Below are 19,950 nucleotides of genomic sequence, written 5' to 3'. Positions count from 1 at the left end.
CGGTCACTTCCCCAGGGGTGACCGGCCGCCGGTTTTCTGAGGAATTCGCTACCGCTTCCGCTGCTCCAATTGCTGGCGGGATGACCGTGTCCGGCTGGACTGACGGAGCTGATGAATGAGTACCTCCAGCGAGAAGGTGGTCGAGGCCCTCCGCGCCGCGATGAAGGAGGCGGAGCGGCTGCGCAAGCAGAACCGGCAGCTCGTCGCCGCCGCCACCGAACCGATCGCGATCATCGGGATGGCCTGCCGCTTCCCCGGCGGCATCAGCTCGCCGGAGGACCTGTGGGAGCTGGTGTCGTCCGGTCGCGACGCGATCACCGGCTTCCCGGCCGACCGCGGCTGGGACGTCGACGCGCTGCTGGGCGGTGGCGTCGACGAACGCGGCCACAGCGTGTCCGTGCAGGGTGGCTTCCTGCAGGGCATCGCGGACTTCGACCCGGCGTTCTTCGGCATCTCGCCGCGCGAGGCCGTGACGATGGACCCCCAGCAACGCCTGTTGCTGGAGACGTCCTGGGAAGCGCTGGAACGCTCCGGCATCGATCCTTCTTCTTTGCGCGGCTCACGCACCGGTGTTTTCGTCGGCACCAACGGCCAGGACTACGAGCACCTGCTGATCCGCGGCCTCGACGACGCCACTGGCGACGTCGGCACTGGTATCGCGGCGTCCGCCGAGTCCGGTCGCATCTCCTACGCGCTGGGCCTCGAAGGCCCGACGTTGACCGTCGACACGGCGTGCTCCTCCTCCTTGGTCGCACTGCATCTGGCCGTGCACGCCTTGCGCGCGGGGGAGTGCTCACTGGCTCTCGCGGGCGGCGTCAACGTCATGTGCACGCCAGGCTCGTTGGTCGAGTTCTCGCGACAGGGCGGACTCGCGTCCAACGGCCGATGCAAGGCCTTCTCCGACGACGCTGATGGCACGGGCTGGTCCGAGGGCGTCGGCGTGCTGGCTCTGGCCCGTCTGTCGGATGCTCAGGCTTTGGGCTACCCGGTTCTGGCCGTGGTGCGCGGTTCGGCCGTCAACTCCGACGGCGCCTCCAACGGCTTCACCGCCCCGAACGGCCGCGCCCAGCAACGCGTCATCCGCGCCGCCCTCGACCGCGCCGGCCTGGCACCGTCCGATGTGGACGTTGTGGAAGCTCATGGCACCGGCACACCGCTCGGCGATCCGATCGAGGCCCGCAGCCTGCTGGCGGCATACGGCGCCGATCGACCTTCGCCTCTGCTGCTGGGTTCGGTGAAGTCGAACATCGGCCACACCCAGGCCGCCGCCGGTGTCGCGGGCATCATCAAGATGGTGCAGGCGATGCGGCACGGCGTCGTGCCCGCCACCCTGCACGTCTCCCGCCCGTCCACGCACGTCGATTGGACCACCGGCTCCGTCGAACTCGCCACCTCGGCCGTGGCCTGGCCTTCCAGCGGCCGCGCCCCTCGCGCCGCCGTCTCGTCGTTCGGTGTGTCGGGTACGAACGCGCACGTGATCTTGGAGGCTCCTGGCGCTCCGGAATTGTCAGACCTGCCTGAGATGATTGGGATGGGGGGTAGTTCCCCCCAGGGGGTCGGCCAATCCGAATCGATCCCGAAGAGCGCGCCGCCGTGGCTCGTGTCGGCGAAGTCGGAGGCCTCGCTCGCGGCGCAGATCGAACGGGTGCGCGCGCTCGACGCCGACCCGGTGGACGTCGGGTTCTCGTTGGCGACCACGCGCGCGTTGTTCGAGCATCGGGCCGTGCTGCTGGATGGAACCGAGATCGCGCACGGCCTGGCGCGGCGGACCGAACTGGCACTGCTGTTCTCCGGGCAGGGTGCGCAGCGCGTCGGCATGGGCAAGGAGCTGTACGCCGAGTTCGCAGTCTTCCGTGAGGCGTTCGATGAGGTGCTGCGGCACCTCGACCCAGGGCTGCGCGACGTCATGTGGGGCGACGAGGAAGCGCTGAACCAGACGGGCAACACCCAGCCCGCGCTGTTCGCGTTCGAGGTCGCCCTCTACCGGCTGCTGGAGTCGTTCGGCGTCACCGCCGCGCACGTCACCGGCCACTCGATCGGCGAGATCGCCGCCGCGCACATCGCGGGCGTGTTCAGCCTCGAAGACGCCGCCAAGCTCGTCCAGGCGCGCGCGAGCCTCATGCAGGCGTTGCCCGCCGGTGGTGTCATGATCGCGCTCCAGGCCACCGAGGCCGAGATCACCCTCACCCCCGGCGCCTCCATCGCGGCGATCAACGGACCGGATTCCCTGGTCATCGCGGGCGTCGAGAGCGAAGTCCGCGCGATCGTGGCGCGGTTCGAGGGCCGCAAGAGCAAGCAACTCGCCGTCAGCCACGCGTTCCACTCGCCGCTGATGGAACCGATGCTCAACGCCTTCCGCGAAGCCATCGGCGGCATCTCGTTCTACAGCCCGGCGATCCCGATGACCGGCGATGTCGCCAATCCCGAGTACTGGGTCCGCCACGTCCGTGACACCGTCCGCTTCCACGACACCGTCACCGGTCTGGGCGACAGGACGCTGCTCGAGATCGGGCCGGACGGCGTGCTATCCGCGCTGGTCGACGCGATTCCCGCCCAGCGCAAGGACCGCGACGAGCGCACCGCTTTCATCACCGCACTGGCCCGGCTGCACGTCGCGGGCGTTGAGGTTGACTGGAAACCGTTCTATCCCAACGGCAAACGCGTCGACGTCCCCACCTACGCGTTCCAGCACGACCGCTACTGGCCGTCGGTGTCGGTGAGCGCGGGCGACGCAGCTGGACTCGGCCTGTCCCCGGCGAACCACCCGCTGCTCGGCGCCGCGATGACCGTCGCCGGCTCCGGCGAACTGATCCTCACCGGCACGCTGAGCAGGACGGGCTGGCTCGCCGACCACGTCGTGTTCCCGACCGCGGGCGTGCTGGAACTGGCGTTCCGCGCCGCCGACCTCGCGGGTTACGAGCGCGTCGAGCAGCTCACTCGGATCGCGCCGCTCGTGCTGCCGGACAGCGGTGCCGTTCAGGTGCAGTTCCACGTCGGACGCGACGGCGCGTTCCGGTTCCACGCGCGACGCGGCGACGCGGACTGGGTCGAGCACGCGACCGGGCTGCTCGGGGCAGGCGTTCCGGCGCCGGCCAGGGAAAGCGAGTGGCCGCCGAAGGGTGCGACCGTCGTCGACCTCGACGGCTTCTACGACGACACCCCTTGCGGAGAGGCGTTCCAGGGGCTGCGCGCCGCCTGGAGGCGGGGACAGGAGGTGTTCGCCGAGGTAGCTTTGCCCGTTGACGCAAAGGGTTTCGGCGTCCATCCCGCGCTGCTCGACGCCGCCACGCACGCCGCCACGTTCCTCGGTCTTGAAGGCGTGCCCGCGAACTGGCAGGGCGTTTCCCTTTACTCGAACGGTGCGGAAGTCGTTCGGGTAAAGCTGTCTGTTGTGGACGGTAGCGTGAAGCTCGCTGCCGTCGACGTGGCCGGGGACCCGGTGCTGTCCGCGAACACCGTGACCATCGAGCCGTTGGGTGAACTGAGCACCCGAACCGGCATCGACTCGCTGTTCCGCCTCGACTGGGTGCCGGTCACCTACACGCCGGCCGACGTGACCGTCGCGCACTTCACCGGTGAGCAGACGCCGGAGTCCGCGCACGCCCTGGCCACAGCCGCGCTCGACGCACTTCAGCAGGCCACCGGAAAACTGGTCTTCGTCACGCGCGGAGCCGTGACCGGGGATGATGTCGCGGCCGCGACCGTCTGGGGACTGGTGCGGTCCGCGCAGACCGAGGACCCAGGCCGCTTCCTGCTCGTCGATCTCGACGACGCGCCCGAGTCCGAAGCGCTGCTGCCCGGCCTCGGTGGACTGATCGACGCGGGGGAGACCCAGGTCGTCGTCCGTGCGGGCGAGGTGTTCGCGGGCCGACTGGCGCGTGCCACCGACATCGTTGCGGGCGAATGGGATTGCGACGGCACGGTGCTCATCACCGGCGGTACGGGCGGGCTCGGCGCCGTCCTCGCCCGCCATCTCGTGACGCGAGGCCAGCGCCGGTTGCTGCTGGTCAGCCGTCGCGGTCTGGATGCCCCCGGCGCAGCCGGCCTGCGCGACGAACTCACGGCGCTGGGCGCCGAAGTCGAGGTGAAAGCCTGCGACGTCACGGAACGCGCCGCTGTCGCGGACCTGTTGGCCGGCGAGCGGCTCACCGCCGTCATCCACACGGCGGGCGTGCTGGACGACGGCGTGATCGGTTCGCTGACGCCCGAACGGCTTTCCGCTGTCCTGCGGCCGAAGGTCGACGCCGCCTGGCATCTCCACGAACTCGCCGGTGACGCGCGGCTCGTCCTGTACTCGTCGGTGTCCGGCGTGATGGGCGCGGCCGGCCAGGGCAACTACGCCGCCGCCAACGCGTTCCTCGACGCTCTCGCGGCTCACCGGCGCGGGCTCGGCCTCCCCGCGCTGTCACTGGCCTGGGGCGCCTGGGACACCGGCATGACGTCCACTTTGGACGAAAGCGATCTGCGTCGAATGCCGATGCTGTCGGTGGAGCAGGGCCTCGCGCTCTTCGACGCGGCCGTCACCTCCGGCGAGTCCCTGCTCGTGCCGCTGGCATCCGGTGGTGCGGCGCAGGGTGACGTTCCCGCGATCATGCGCGGCCTGGTGCGAGCGGGGCGGCGCACGGCCGCGCGCGAGATCGTGGCAGGCGGACTGCTCGCGAAACTCGGCGGGTTGGCTGGTTCTGACCGCGTGCGGACTGTTGCCGACATCGTGCGCGCGGAGGCCGCGAAGGTCATCGGCTACGCCAACGCCGACGCGGTGGGAGCGGAGAAGGAGTTCCGCGCGCTCGGTTTCGACTCGCTGACCGCGATCGAACTGCGCAACGCCCTCGCCGCGGCCACCGGCCTGACGCTGCCCGCGACGTTGATCTTCGACTACCCGACGCCGCTCGTGCTGGCCGAGCACCTGCTCGCCGAACTGACCGGCGAGGGCACGGACCTCGACATCACCGCGCAGGCCGTCGCGGACGCGGACGACCCGATCGTGATCGTCGGCATGGCCTGCCGGTTCCCCGGCGGCGTCTCGACTCCCGACGACCTGTGGCGCCTGCTCGCCGACGGCGCCGACGCGATCGCGAGCTTCCCGACCGACCGTGGCTGGGAACAGGACGCGCTGGCCGCCGGTGGCACCGTCGAAGGCGGTTTCCTCTACGGCGCAACGGAGTTCGACCCGGCGTTCTTCGGCATCTCGCCGCGCGAAGCACTCGCGATGGATCCGCAGCAACGTCAGCTTCTCGAGGTCTCCTGGGAGGCCGTCGAACGGGCTGGCATCAACGCGGCGACGTTGCGCGGCTCGAAGACCGGCGTCTTCGTCGGCACGAACGGACAGGACTACACGAATCTCGTGTTGCGGGCGCGCGGCGACATCGAGGGCCACGCTTCGACCGGCCTCGCCGCCGCGGTGATCTCCGGCCGCCTGTCCTACACGTTCGGCTTCGAGGGACCCGCGCTCACGATCGACACCGCCTGCTCTTCCTCTTTGGTGGCACTGCACCTCGCCGCGCAGTCGCTGCGCTCGGGCGAGTCGTCGCTGGCGCTCGTCGGCGGCGTGACGGTGATGTCCACGCCGATGAACTTCGCCGGCTTCAACGCCCAGGGCGGCCTCGCGGCGGACGCGCGCTGCCGGGCCTTCTCCGACAACGCAGACGGCACCGGCTGGGCCGAAGGTGTCGGCGTGCTAGTCGTCGAACGCCAGTCGGACGCGATCCGCAACGGCCACACGGTGCTGTCGGTGGTCCGCGGCTCCGCGGTGAACCAGGACGGCGCGTCGAACGGCTTGACCGCTCCGAACGGCCCCGCCCAGCAACGTGTCATCCGCCAGGCCCTCGCCAACGCCGGTCTGTCCACTTCGGACGTCGACGCCGTCGAGGCACACGGCACCGGCACGCGCCTGGGCGACCCGATCGAAGCCCAGGCACTGCTCGCCACCTACGGCCGCGACCGCGCTGGAGCACCGCTCCACCTGGGCGCGATCAAGTCGAACCTCGGCCACACCCAGGCCGCCGCGGGTGTCGCAGGCGTGATCAAGATGGTGCTGGCCTTCCAGCACGGCCTGCTGCCCCGAACCTTGCACGTCACCGAACCGTCCTCGCACGTCGACTGGTCCGCGGGCGCCGTCTCGCTGCTCACGACGAACACCCCATGGCCAGCCGTGGATCGTCCGGCCCGCGCCGGCGTCTCGTCGTTCGGTCTCTCGGGCACGAACGCGCACGTGATCTTGGAGTCGCCGAGTGCGCCAGAACTGTCAGACCTGCCTGAGATGATTGAGATGGGGGCTCGCAGCCCCCTGGGGGCCGGGCAATCCGAATCGATTCCGCTGGCCGGCTCGGTGCCGCTCGCGGTGTCGGCGAAGTCCGAGGCGGCGTTGCGCGCCCAGGTCGAGCGGATCAGTGCGGTCGAGGCGGCGCCCGTTGACGTCGGGTACTCGTTGGCGGCCACGCGCGCGTTGTTCGAGCATCGGGCCGTGCTGCTGGATGGCGAGGTGCTGGCCAGCGGTGAGGCGTCGGGGAAGACGCTCGCCATGGTGTTCTCCGGGCAGGGTGCGCAGCGGCTCGGCATGGGGCGTGAGCTGTACGAGGCGTTCCCCGTGTTCGCCGAGGCGGTGGACGCGGTGCTGGAGCACCTCGGAGACGTCCGCGATGTCATGTGGGGTGACGACGCCGAGGCGCTGAACCAGACCGGCAGCACGCAGCCCGCGCTGTTCGCGGTCGAGGTGGCCCTGTACCGGCTGGTGGAGTCGTTCGGGGTCGTCCCGCGACTACTCGCCGGGCACTCGATCGGCGAGATCGCGGCCGCGCATGTCGCCGGGGTGTTCAGCCTCGAAGACGCGGCGAAGCTCGTCCGAGCACGCGCGCGGCTCATGCAGGCGCTGCCGCAGGGCGGCGTGATGATCGCACTGCAGGCGACCGAGGCCGAAGTGGCGCCGCACCTGACCTCGGGTGTGTCCATCGCGGCTATCAACGCGGCGGACTCGCTGGTCATCGCGGGAGTCGAGAATGAAGCCCGCGCGGTCGTCGCCCATTTCGAGGGCCGCAAGAGCAAGCAGCTGAAGGTCAGCCACGCGTTCCACTCGCCGCTGATGGAACCGATGCTCGGCGAGTTCCGGCGGGAGATCCAGGGAATCACCTTCCATCAGCCGAGCATCCCGATCGCGTCCACGGGCGATGTCACCGATCCCGAGTACTGGGTCGGTCACGTCCGCGACACGGTCCGCTTCGCCGAGAACGTCGGCAAACTCAGGGAACAGGGTGCGAGCGCGTTCCTGGAGATCGGCCCGGACGGCGTGCTGGCTGCGCTCGTCGACGGAGCGATTCCATTGCTGCGCAAGGATCGTGGCGAGCACAAGGCGTTCGTGACGGCACTCGCGCGGCTGCACGTCAGCGGTACCGACGTCGACTGGTCTGGTTTCTACCAGGGCGGGCGCGCGATCGGCCTGCCGACGTACCCGTTCCAGCATGAGCGGTTCTGGCCGGAAGCGGCGACTGCTGCAGTGGCGGCGGATCCGGCCGACGCGGCGTTCTGGACGGCCGTCGAGCAGGAGGACGTTGCGTCACTGGCCGCCACGCTCGACCTCGACGGCGAGACGCTCGCCGGAGTGCTGCCGGCGTTGTCGGCGTGGCGGGGCAAGCGGCAGGCGCAGTCCACTGTGGATTCCTGGCTGCACAGGGAGAGCTGGCAGCCGATCGCCGGTCTCACCGCCAAGCAGGGCAAGTGGCTCGTGGTCGGCGAGGCCGACGAACTGCTCCTGACCGCGCTCGGAGACGTCACGGTTCTCGCTATCGGACAGGACCGGGAACAGCTTGCCGAGCGGCTGGCCGAGTTCGCGCAGGCCCCGTTCACCGGTGTCGTGGCGTTGCCGGCGCACGAGCCGATCATCAGCACTACCGCGCTGATCCAGGCGCTCGGTGATGCCGGAGTCATGGCACCGCTGTGGGTGCTGACGCGCGGCGCGGTGTCGACCGGGCGCGCGGACGCCGTCACCGACCCCTGGCAGGCTGGTGTGTGGGGGCTCGGCCGGGTCGCCGCGCTGGAGCACCCGAACCGCTGGGGCGGCCTGATCGACCTGCCCGCAGGACTGGACGAGCGGGCGGCGCAGCGGGTCGCGGCGGTGCTGAGCAGCGACGAGGACCAGGTCGCGGTGCGGGCGTCGGGAGTGTTCGGCCGGCGGATTCTCGTGGCACCACGGGGGTCGGGCGAGTGGCAGCCGCGCGGGACCGTCGTGATCACCGGTGGCACGGGCGCGCTCGGCAAGCACGTCGCACGGGACCTCGTCGCGCGTGGCGCGGAGAAGGTCGTGCTGCTGAGCCGTCGCGGCCTGGACGCGCCGGGCGCGGCGGAGATCGTGGCCGAGCTGGGCGTCGAGGTCGTGAAGTGCGATGCCGCGAACCGTTCGGAGTTGGCTGCGGTGCTGACGGACGACGTCAAGGCCGTCGTGCACGCGGCCGGTGTGCTGGACGACGGTGTGCTCGACGGGCTCACGCCGGAGCGGTTCGCCGACGTGTTCCAGGCGAAGGTCACCTCGGCGTTCCTGCTCGACGAACTGACCCGTGAACGTGAGCTGGACGCGTTCATCCTGTTCTCGTCGGTCGCGGCCGCGATCGGCAACCCCGGCCAGGCCAACTACGCCGCCGCCAACGCCGTTCTCGACGCCATCGCCACGCGACGTCGTGAACAGGGCCTGCCCGCGACGTCGATCGCGTGGGGCGCGTGGACCGGTGACGGCATGGCAGGCGAGGAACGCGTCGCACGGACGATCAAGTCCGTCGGTGCGTCCACTTTGGACCCGGAGCTCGCGGTAGCGGCGATGCGAGGTGTGGCGGCGGAGGCCGCGCCCACCGTCGTGATCGCGGACATCCACCACCCGCAGTTGCTCGGCGCGTTGCTGAGCCTGCGGCCCTCGCCCGTGCTGGCCGAACTGCCCGGCGCCAGCGAGGTGCTGGACGAGCTGGCGGCCGCGCGCCGCGACAGCGAGTCCGCGGCCGCGGAGTTGCGTCGCAGTCTGCGTGAACTGCCTGCCGCGGAACGGATCGAGCCCGTCCTGGAACTGGTCAGGGTGCGCGCCGCGCAGGTGCTCGGCCACTCGGGCAAGGAGGCGGTGGCGAGCGACAAGGCGTTCCGCGACATCGGGTTCGACTCGCTGACCGCCGTCGAACTGCGCAACCACCTGACCGAGATCACCGGACTCGCGCTGCCCGCCGGCCTGGTGTTCGACTACCCGTCGCCGCGCGTGCTGGCCGAACACCTGCTGGCGTCGTTGCTCGGCGAGGGTGCTGACGTCGACGACGTGTCCGTCGTGCAGACCACCGACGACATCGCGATCGTCGGCATGGCGTGCCACTTCCCCGGCGACATCGACTCGCCGGAAGACCTGTGGCGGCTGGTGGTCGAGGGCGAGGACGCGATGTCGGACTTCCCCGCCGATCGCGGCTGGGACCTGGCGTCGTTGCAGAGCTCGACGTTGCGCGGCGGCTTCCTGTCCGGTGTCGCGGACTTCGACCCGGCGTTCTTCGGTATCTCGCCGCGCGAAGCACTCGCGATGGACCCGCAGCAGCGGCTGCTGCTGGAGACCTCCTGGGAGGCCGTCGAACGCGCCGGCGTCGACCCCGCCTCGTTGCGCGGCTCGCGGACCGGTGTGTTCGTCGGTACGAACGGGCAGGACTACCAGCACGTCGTCATGGCCTCCAGCGAGGACCTGGAAGGCCACGCCGGCACCGGTCTCGCGGCATCGGTGATCTCTGGCCGCATCTCCTACTCGCTGGGGCTGGAGGGGCCCGCGGTCACGATCGACACGGCGTGCTCGTCGGCTCTGGTGGCGCTACACCTCGCGGCACAGGCGTTGCGCGGTGGCGAGTGTTCGCTGGCGCTGGCCGGTGGCGTCACGGTGATGGCGACGCCGACGTCGTTCTCCGGCTTTTCGCGGCAGGGCGGGCTCGCGCCGGACGGGCTGTGCAAGGCGTTCTCCGAGTCAGCGGACGGCACCGGCTGGTCCGAGGGCGTCGGCATCCTCGTCGTGGAACGGCTTTCCGACGCTGTCGCCGCCGGGCACCCGGTGCTGGCGGTCGTGCGCGGCTCGGCGTTCAACCAGGACGGCGCGTCCAACGGCTTGACCGCGCCGAACGGCCCGTCGCAGCAACGAGTCATCCGGCAAGCGCTTGCGTCCGGCGGGCTGGCGCCGTCCGATGTGGACGCTGTCGAGGCGCACGGCACCGGAACCGTGCTGGGCGACCCGATCGAGGCACAGGCGCTGCTGACCGTGTACGGACAGGACCGCGCCGAGCCTCTGCGGCTGGGTTCGGTGAAGTCGAACCTCGGGCACACGCAAGCGGCGGCGGGCGCGGCGGGCGTGATCAAGATGGTGATGGCGTTCCAGCACGGCCTGCTGCCGCAGACCCTGCACGTGACCGCGCCGTCGTCGCACATCGACTGGTCGGCGGGCGCGGTCTCACTGCTGACGGAGAACACCGCCTGGCCCTCGGTCGATCGGCCGTGGCGCGCGGGCGTGTCGTCGTTCGGGATCAGCGGCACGAACGCCCACGTGATCTTGGAAGCGCCGAGTGCGCCAGAACTGTCAGACCTGCCTGAGATGATTGAGATGGGGGCTCGCAGCCCCCTGGGGGCCAGCCAGTCGGGATCGATTCAGCAGGTCGGCGCCGTCCCGTTGGCGGTGTCAGCCAAATCAGCGGCGGCGTTGACGGCGCAGGTCGAGCGGATCAGTGCGGTCGAGGCGGCGCCGGTCGACGTCGCGTACTCGCTGGCGAAGTCGCGGGCGTTGTTCGAGCACCGCGCGGTGTTGCTGGACGGTGCCGAGATCGCGAGCGGGGTCGCGGGGGAGCACACGCTGGCCGTGCTGTTCTCCGGGCAGGGCTCGCAACGGCTCGGCATGGGGCGGGAGTTGTACGCGCGGTTCCCGCAGTTCGCGGACGCGTTCGACGACGTGCTGGCGCACCTCGATCCGCAGCTCAAGAGCGTTGTCTGGGGCGACGACGAGGAGAAGCTCAACCAGACCGGGTACACGCAGCCGGCGTTGTTCGCGTTCCAGACGGCGCTCTACCGATTGCTGCAGGCCTTCGGGATCAAGCCCGCCCACCTCGCCGGGCACTCGATCGGCGAGATCGCGGCGGCACACGTCGCGGGCGTGCTCAGCCTGGAGGACGCGGCGAAGCTGGTCAGTGCGCGCGCGAATCTCATGCAGGCGTTGCCGCGCAACGGCGCGATGGTCGCCGTGCAGGCGACCGAAGAAGAGGTGAGCGCGCACCTTACGAGCAAGGTGTCGATCGCGGCCGTCAACGGGCCGGCCAGTGTCGTCATCGCGGGCGACGAGGCCGAGGTCGAGGCCATCGCGAGCCGGTTCGAGAAGACGAAGCGGCTCAAGGTCAGCCACGCGTTCCACTCACCGCTGATGGCACCGATGCTCGGCGACTTCCGCGACGCCATCAGTGCCATCACCTTCCACGCACCGAAGATCCCGATCAGCGCGAGCGGCGACGTCACCGATCCCGAGTACTGGGTGAGTCACGTCCGCGACGCGGTTCGGTTCACCGACAACGTCGCGAAGATCCCGGCGACCAAGTTCCTGGAGATCGGCCCGGACGGGGTGCTGTCGGCGCTCGTCGACGGTGCGATCCCGGCGCTCAGGAAGAACAAGCCCGAGCAGGCCGCGTTGGCCACCGCGCTCGGTCGGCTGCACGTCGACGGAATCGACGTCGACTGGACGCCGTGGCACCGCGGCGGCCGGTTGATCGCGCTGCCGACCTACCCGTTCGACCACGAGCGGTTCTGGCCCAAGGCCACGGTCGGCGGACGCGCGGGCGACCCCGCCGCGTACGGGCTCAGGTCCGGCGGGCACCCGTTGCTCAGTGCGGCGATCGCCGTCGCGGGCACCGACGAACTCGTGCTCAGCGGCCGCCTCGGCCTCGCCACGCACCCGTGGATCGCTGATCACGTCGTCGGTGGAGCGGTGCTCTTCCCCGGCACCGGGTTCCTCGACTTCGCGATCCGCGCGGGCGACATGGTCGGCTGCGACCGCGTCGACGGGCTCACGATCGTCGTCCCGCTCGTGTTGCCCGAACGGGAGGCCGTCGCGGTCCAGGTGCGGGTCGGAGCGCCGGACGAGCACGGGCGCCGGCTCGTCAGCGTGCACTCGCAGCATCCCGGCGCGGACGAGTGGATCCAGCACGCGAGCGGCACTCTCGCCGAAGGGCCGCACCAGGCCGAGTTCGACACGAGCGAGTGGCCGCCCGCGAACGCCGAAAGCCTTGACCTTGAACGCTTCTATGAGACGCTCGCGGAGGGCGGACTGGCGTACGGGCCGATCTTCCGGGGAGCGCAACAGGCCTGGCGCAACGGTGATGAGGTGCTCGTCGAGGTCGCGTTGCCGGACAGCGTCGACGACGCGGCGACGTTCGGCGTGCACCCGGCGCTGCTCGACTCCGCGCTGCACGCCATCACGTTCGTGGAAGGCGCCGGCCAGGGGCTGCCGTTCGAGTGGAACGGCGTGTCCCTGCACGCCATCGGGCCGTCGCGGTTGCGCGTGCGGCTGAAGCACACCGGCAGCGACGCGGTCGAGGTCACGGCTGTCGACGTCGAGGGCACGCCGGTGCTGTCGGTGAAGTCGCTGGTGGTCAGGACCCCCACCGTCAACGCGCCCAGCAACGCCGTGCAGGACTCGCTGTTCCGCGTCGAGTGGGTGCCCATGCAGGTCGGCGAGGCGACCGAGATCGACGCGCGGGTCGTGGAGATCAGTGGCAAGTCCGCACACGAGACAACCCAGCGTGTCCTGGAGATCCTGCAGAACGCCGAAGAACGCGTCGTGTTCGTGACGCGTGGCGCCGCGGCGATCGGGGACGAACCGATCAGCGAGCTCGGCGCGGCGGCGGCCTGGGGACTCGTCAGGTCCGCCCAGGCGGAGAACCCCGGCCAGTTCCTGCTCGTCGACCTGGACGAGCACAGCGAACTGACGCCCGGCATGCTCCTCACCGAGGAACAGCAGCTGATCGTCCGTGGCGGAACTGTCCACGCTGGACGGTTGGCGCGGCTGCAGACCGGGCCGACGCTGGTGCCGCCTACCGGAACGCCGTGGCGGCTCGACACGACCGCGAAGGGCAGCCTGGACAACCTCGTCCTGGCGCCGTGGACGCCAGAATCGTTGCAGGGAAAACAGGTTCGTGTCGCGATCCGGGCGGCCGGGCTCAACTTCCGCGATGTCCTGAACGCGCTCGGCATGTATCCGGGCGAGGCGGGCTCATTCGGTGCCGAGGCCGCCGGTGTGGTTGCGGAGATCGGGCCCGAGGTCGAGGACCTGAAGGTCGGCGACCCGGTGTTCGGCATGCTGTTCGGCGGTATGGGACCGATCGGCGTCATCGAGGAGCCTTACCTGACCAGGCTTCCGGACGGCTGGACGTTCGAGCAGGGCGCGTCCGTGCCGCTGGTGTTCCTCACCGCCTACTACGCGTTGATCGAGCTCGGGAACGTGCGGCCGGGGGAGAAGGTTCTCGTCCACGCCGGTGCCGGTGGTGTTGGTATGGCGGCGATCCAGGTCGCCCAGCACCTCGGCGCGGAGGTGTTCGCCACCGCCAGCGAGGGCAAGTGGGACGTGCTGCGCGGCCTCGGCCTCGACGACGACCACATCGGCAACTCCCGCGACACCGGCTTCGCCGCCAGGTTCCCGCAGGTCGACGTCGTGCTGAACGCGTTGACCGGCGAGTTCATCGACGCCTCACTGCGGCTGCTCAGTGAGGGCGGGCGGTTCCTGGAGATGGGCAAGACCGACCTGCGGGAGGACGTGCCGGGCATCTTCTACCGGCCGTTCGACCTCGGCGAGGCGCATCCGGACCACGTCCAGCGCATGCTCGTCGCGCTCGTGGACCTGTTCGAGCGAAATGTGCTGACCACGCTGCCGATCGCGGCCTGGGACGTGCGGCGGGCACGCGACGCGTTCCGGTTCATGAGCCGCGCCCAGCACATCGGCAAGATCGTGATCACCGTGCCCGCGGGCTGGGACCCGTCCGGCACCGTCGTGATCACCGGCGGCACCGGTGGACTGGGCGCCGAGCTTGCCCGGCACCTCGTCGCCCAGGGCACGAGGAAACTGTTGCTGCTCAGTCGTCGCGGCCTCGACTCACCGGGCGCGGAGGAGCTGCTGACGCTGGACGCGGACGTCACGATCGCCGCTTGCGACGTGGCCGACCGGGATGCGCTGGCGGATGTCCTCAGTGGACACGAGGTGACGGCTGTCGTGCACACGGCCGGTGTGCTGGACGACGGCGTGATCGCGTCGATGACACCGGAGCGGCTGGAGAAGGTGTTGCGGCCCAAGGTGGACGCGGCCTGGAACCTGCATACGCTGTTGCCGGACGCGCACTTCGTCCTGTACTCGTCGGTGTCCGGCGTGCTCGGCACCGCCGGCCAGGGCAACTACGCGGCGGGCAACGCGTTCCTCGACGCGCTGGCCCAGTACCGGCGTTCGCTGGGGCTGCCGGCGGTGTCGCTGGCGTGGGGCGCGTGGACGTCCGAGGTCGGCATGACGAAGACGATGGACGCGGCCGCGTTGGAGCGGCTGGAGAAGTCGTCCATGCCGCCGATCTCGCTGGAGCACGGACTGGCGTTGTTCGACGCGGCGATCGGCGTCGACGAACCGCTCGTCGTGCCCGCGCGGATCATCACCGGTGCCAGCACGACCATGGTGCCGCCGTTGCTGCGCAACCTCCTGCGCGGCGGCCGCCGAACCGCGGCTCGTGCACAAGGAACCGTTGCACTGCAGGGGTTGCAGGACGTTCGTCCGGCCGAGCGGGTGCGCATGCTCGTGGACCTGGTGCGGGGTGAGGCCGCCGCGGTGCTGGGACATGCCTCGGCCGACGCGATCGACGGCGATCGCGAGTTCCGGCAGCTCGGCTTCGACTCGCTGACGTCGGTGGAGCTGCGCAACCGGCTCGGCACCGCGACGGGGCTGACGTTGCCCGCGACGCTGGTGTTCGACTACCCGACCCCGCAGGCGCTGGCCGAGCACCTCGTCGCCGAGCTGTTCGGTGGGACCGCCGAGGTCGAGGACTCGGTGCGCGTCTCCGACGAGGCTATCGCGATCGTCGGTATCGCCTGCAAGTTCCCCGGCGGCGTGTCGTCGCCCGAGGAGTTGTGGGAACTGGTGCTGGGCGGGCGGGACGCGATCGGCGGGTTCCCGGCCGATCGTGGCTGGGACGAGAACCTCGTCGGCGACGGCGCCGGACAGTCCGTCACCGGGCAGGGCGGATTCATCGAGGGCATCGCGTCGTTCGACCCCGCGTTCTTCGGGATCTCGCCGCGCGAGGCCGTGTCGATGGACCCGCATCAGCGGCTCGTGCTGGAGACGTCGTGGGAGGCGTTGGAGCGCACGGGCATCGACCCGCTGGCGTTGCGCGGTTCGCGGACCGGTGTCTACGTGGGCGCGTCCGGGCAGGACTACGCGCACCTGATGCTCGCGTCCGAGCAGGCGCTGGAGGGGTATTCGGGCACTGGAACCTCGCCGAGCGTGATCGCCGGCCGGGTGTCGTACGCGCTGGGGCTGGAAGGCCCGTCGATGACGATCGACACGGCATGCTCGTCGGCGCTGGTCGCGCTGCACCTGGCGGTTCAGGCGCTGCGCAACGGCGAGTGTTCCTTGGCGTTGGCCGGTGGTGTGCAGGTGATGTCGGCGCCGGGTGCGTTCATGGAGTTCTCACTGCAGGACGGGCTGGCTCGTGACGGCCGGTGCAAGCCGTTCTCCGACACCGCCGATGGCACCGCATGGTCTGAGGGCATCGGTGTGCTCGTGGTCGAGCGTCTGTCCGATGCGGTCGCCGCTGGACATGACGTGCTCGCGGTCGTGCGTGGCTCGGCGGTCAACCAGGACGGTGCGTCCAACGGCCTGACCGCGCCCAACGGACCCTCGCAGCAACGGGTGATCCGTCAGGCGCTGGCCTCGGCGGGCTTGAAGTTCGCCGACGTCGATGCGGTCGAGGCGCACGGCACGGGCACGACTTTGGGCGACCCGATCGAGGCCCAGGCATTGCTCGCGACCTACGGCCAGGACCGCGCGGAGCCGCTGCTGCTCGGCTCGATCAAGTCCAACATCGGTCACACGCAGGCCGCTGCGGGCGCCGCAGGCGTGATCAAGATGGTGATGGCGCTGCGCCACGGCCTGCTGCCGCGCACGATCAACTTCACCGCGCCTTCGTCGCACGTCGATTGGACGGCCGGCTCGGTGTCGTTGCTGCGGGAGAACACGCCGTGGCCCGTCGCGGACCGGGTGCGTCGCGCCGGCGTCTCGTCGTTCGGCATCTCGGGCACCAACGCGCACGTGATCTTGGAGGCCGCGCCGGCCGTTCCGGAATTGTCAGACCCGCTTGAGATGATTGGAAAGGGGACCTCGCGTCTCCCCAAGGGGGCGCCTCTCGTTTTTTCGGCGAAGTCCCCCGCTTCGCTGCGCGCTCAGATCGAGCGGGTCAGCGCGGTCGAGGCTGACGCGTTCGACGTGGGGTTCTCGCTGCTCAAGCGGTCGCGATTCGAGCACCGCGCGGTGCTGCTGGACGGCGTGGAGGTTGCTCAGGGACAGGCTGGAAGGCGCAAGCTCGCCGTGTTGTTCTCCGGGCAGGGCTCGCAGCGGCTGGGCATGGGGCGGGAGCTGTACGAGCGGTTCCCGGCGTTCAAGAAGGCGCTCGACGAGGTGCTCGAGCACGTTGATGTCCGCGACGTCATGTGGGGCGACGACGACGCGGCGCTCGACCAGACCGGGAACACGCAGCGCGCGCTGTTCGCCGTCGAGGTCGCGCTGTTCCGGCTCGCCGAGAAGTTCGGCATCGAGCCCGACTACGTGGGCGGCCACTCCGTCGGTGAGATCGCGGCCGCGCACGTCACCGGGGTTTTCAGCCTTGAGGACGCCGCGAAGCTCGTCAACGCGCGTGCCGCACTCATGCAGGCACTCCCGGCCGGGGGAGCCATGATCGCGGTCGAGGCCACCGAGGACGAGGTCACGGCCAGCGAGCACGTGTCGATCGCGGCCATCAACGGTCCCAGGTCGCTGGTGCTCGCCGGTGAGGAGGAAGCGGTCCGACAGATCGCTGACGGGTTCGCGGCGATGGGCCGCAAGACTAAGCGTTTGCCGGTCAGCCATGCGTTTCACTCGCCGTTGATGGAGCCGATGCTGGACGACTTCCGTGCTGTGGTGACGGCGCTGGACCTCGCCGCGCCGCGCATCCCCGTCGTCTCCAACCTGACCGGCACCGTTGCGGGCGCCGAGCTCACCGAGCCGGAGTACTGGGTGCGGCACGTCCGGGAAGCCGTGCGCTTCGCCGACGGTGTCACGGCGCTCGAAGCCGCGGGAGTCACCGCGTTCCTGGAGATCGGGCCGGACGGCGTGCTGTCGGCGCTGGTGGACGGAGCGATCCCCGCGCTGCGCAAGGATCGCGACGAGACCACGGCCTGGCTCACCGCGCTCGCACGACTCCACGTCGCGGGCACGAACGTCGACTGGGCGGAAGCGTTCGCGGGCACCGGTGCCAGGCGAGTCGACCTCCCCACCTACGCGTTCGACCACGACCACTACTGGCCCACGCAGATGGCCCAGGCCGCCGACGCCTCCGGGCTCGGCCTCGGCCCGGCCGACCACCCGCTGCTGGGTGCCGCGCTGAGCGTCGCGCAGGAGGACGCCGTCGTGTTCACCAACCGGCTGGCGGTGGCGTTCCCGGAGACGGCGTTCGCGGAGATCGCGTTCCGGGCCGCCGACCAGGTCGGGTACGGCACGGTCGAGGAACTCACCGTCACTGGGCCGCTCGCACCCGGCGTGCTGCAGGTGTGGATCGGCGCGCCGGACAACGGAAAGCGCTCCCTCACCGTCTACACGCGACCGAACGATGAGCAGCCGTTCAGCAGGGTCGCGAGCGGAACCCTCGCGGAAGGTGAGTACCGGGCCGGATTCACGGTCAGCGAGTGGCCGCCGAAGGGCGCCACGGCGATCGGCGAGCAGATCTGGCAGGCGGGCGACGCCGTCTACGCGGAGGTCACGCTGCCAGAAGGGGTTACGGATGCCCAGTTCTACGGCGTCCACCCGGCACTGCTCGACTGCGCGACCAGAATCACCGAGGACACACAGGTTCCGCTGGAGTGGCACGGCGTCAGCCTGCACGCGGTCGGTGCCGACACGGTGCGGGTCAGGCTGCGCGACGGAGAGTTCGCCGCCGTCGACACCAGCGGTTCGCCGGTCGTGTCGGCGCGGAACATCGTTTTCGGCGCACCACTCGTGGCCCAGCACCACCAGGACTCGCTGTTCCGCCTGGAATGGGTGCCCGCACCCGAAACCCAGCCCGCTGCGGACGTGCGCGAGGTGCGGTTCACCGGCGAGAGCGTCGAACAGGCGCACGAACTGGCGGCCAAGGCGTTGGAGCTCCTCCAACAGACCGAGGAACGGTTGGCGTTCGTGACGAGCGGTCTGGCGAGCGCGACCGTCGAAGGCCTGGTCCGCACGGCCCAGACCGAGAACCCGGGACGTTTCCTGCTCGTCGACACCGACGGCAGCACCTCGCTGCCCACCGGACTGTTGGACGCGGGGGAAACTCAAGTCCGTGTCCGCGACGGCAAGACCTACGTGGCTCGCCTCGCCCGCGTCACCGACGCAGTGGCGACGACCGAGTGGGACCCGGAAGGCACCGTCCTGATCACCGGCGGCACCGGTGGTCTGGGCGCGGAACTGGCCCGTCACCTGGTCGCCGAACGCGACGTCAAGCGCCTGCTACTCGTCTCCCGGCGCGGTCCAGAAGCGCCGGAAGCCGTTGCATTGCAGGCAGAACTCACGGCGCATGGCGCGGACGTCACGATCACCGCCTGCGACACCGCCGACCTCAAGGCGGTGAAGAAGGTGGTCAAGGGCGTCAAGCTGACCGCCGTCATCCACACCGCCGGTGTTCTCGACGACGGCATCATCGGCTCCCTCACCCCGGAGCGACTCGCCACCGTCTTCAAACCCAAGGTCGACGGCGCGTGGAACCTCCACGAGGCCACGAAGAAGCAGAAGCTCCAGGCGTTCGTGCTCTACTCGTCGGTGTCGGGCGTGCTCGGCAGCGCCGGGCAGGGCAACTACGCCGCGGCCAACGCCTTCCTCGACGCACTGGCCGAACACCGGCGTGCCCAGGGCCTGCCGGCGACGTCGCTGGCGTGGGGTCCATGGGCACAAACCGGTGGCATGACGGCACATCTGCAGGACGGTGCGATGGACCGCATCGGCCGCACCGGCATGCCGCCGCTGTCCGTCCGGCAGGGCATGGCGCTGTTCGACGACGCGACCTCACGCGAGGACGCGGTGCTCGTTCCCGCCCGCATCACCACCGGCCGCACGAACGGGGCGGTCGCGGCGGTGCTGCGTGGCCTGGTGCGCGGCGGAAAGCGCGCTGTCGGCACCGGAGATTCGTCCACTGTGGACTTCGCGGCGACGCTCGACGCCGTGCCCGCCGAGGACCGGGCGAAGTACCTGGTCGACCTGGTGCGCGGCCACGCTGCAGGAGTCCTCGGGCACGCGACGCCCGCGGCGATCGACAACGACAAGCAGTTCCGCGACCTCGGGTTCGACTCATTGACCGCCGTGGAGCTGCGCAACAGTCTCGCGTCCGCGACGGGCCTGAAACTGCCCGCCGGCCTCGTCTTCGACTATCCGACACCCGACGAACTCGCCGACTACCTCGCGGGCGAACTGCTCGGCGACGACACCGGGCCGTCGCTCGCGACCGAACTCGACAGGTTCGAGGCCGTGCTGGCCGCGAGCCCCGACGAGGACAGGGCCGGAATCGCCGCCCGCCTGCGCACGCTGCTCGCCCAGTACGGCGGCGCGAAGTCCGAGGAAGCCGTGAACGACCGCATCAACTCGGCGACCGTGGACGACGTGTTCGCCTTCATCGACAACGAACTCGGCCGACGCACCGAGCGCTGACCCCACCACGCGGACGGAAGGTT

At 70.3% G+C, this 19,950-nt stretch carries 1 protein-coding gene; it reads left to right on the top strand.

Features of this window, described 5'->3' with window-relative positions:
* The first annotated feature begins 115 nt into the window (after positions 1–115).
* Positions 116–19,927 carry a type I polyketide synthase gene (locus tag OG205_RS19350; RefSeq protein ID WP_330277629.1) on the top strand — a complete coding sequence of 6,604 codons (19,812 nt, stop codon included), beginning with the start codon at positions 116–118 and terminating at the stop codon, positions 19,925–19,927.
* The last annotated feature ends 23 nt before the right edge of the window (positions 19,928–19,950 follow it).

The organism is Lentzea sp. NBC_00516, assembly GCF_036346835.1.
Taxonomy (GTDB): domain Bacteria; phylum Actinomycetota; class Actinomycetes; order Mycobacteriales; family Pseudonocardiaceae; genus Lentzea; species Lentzea sokolovensis.
This window is presented reverse-complemented; position numbering and strand designations above follow the sequence as displayed.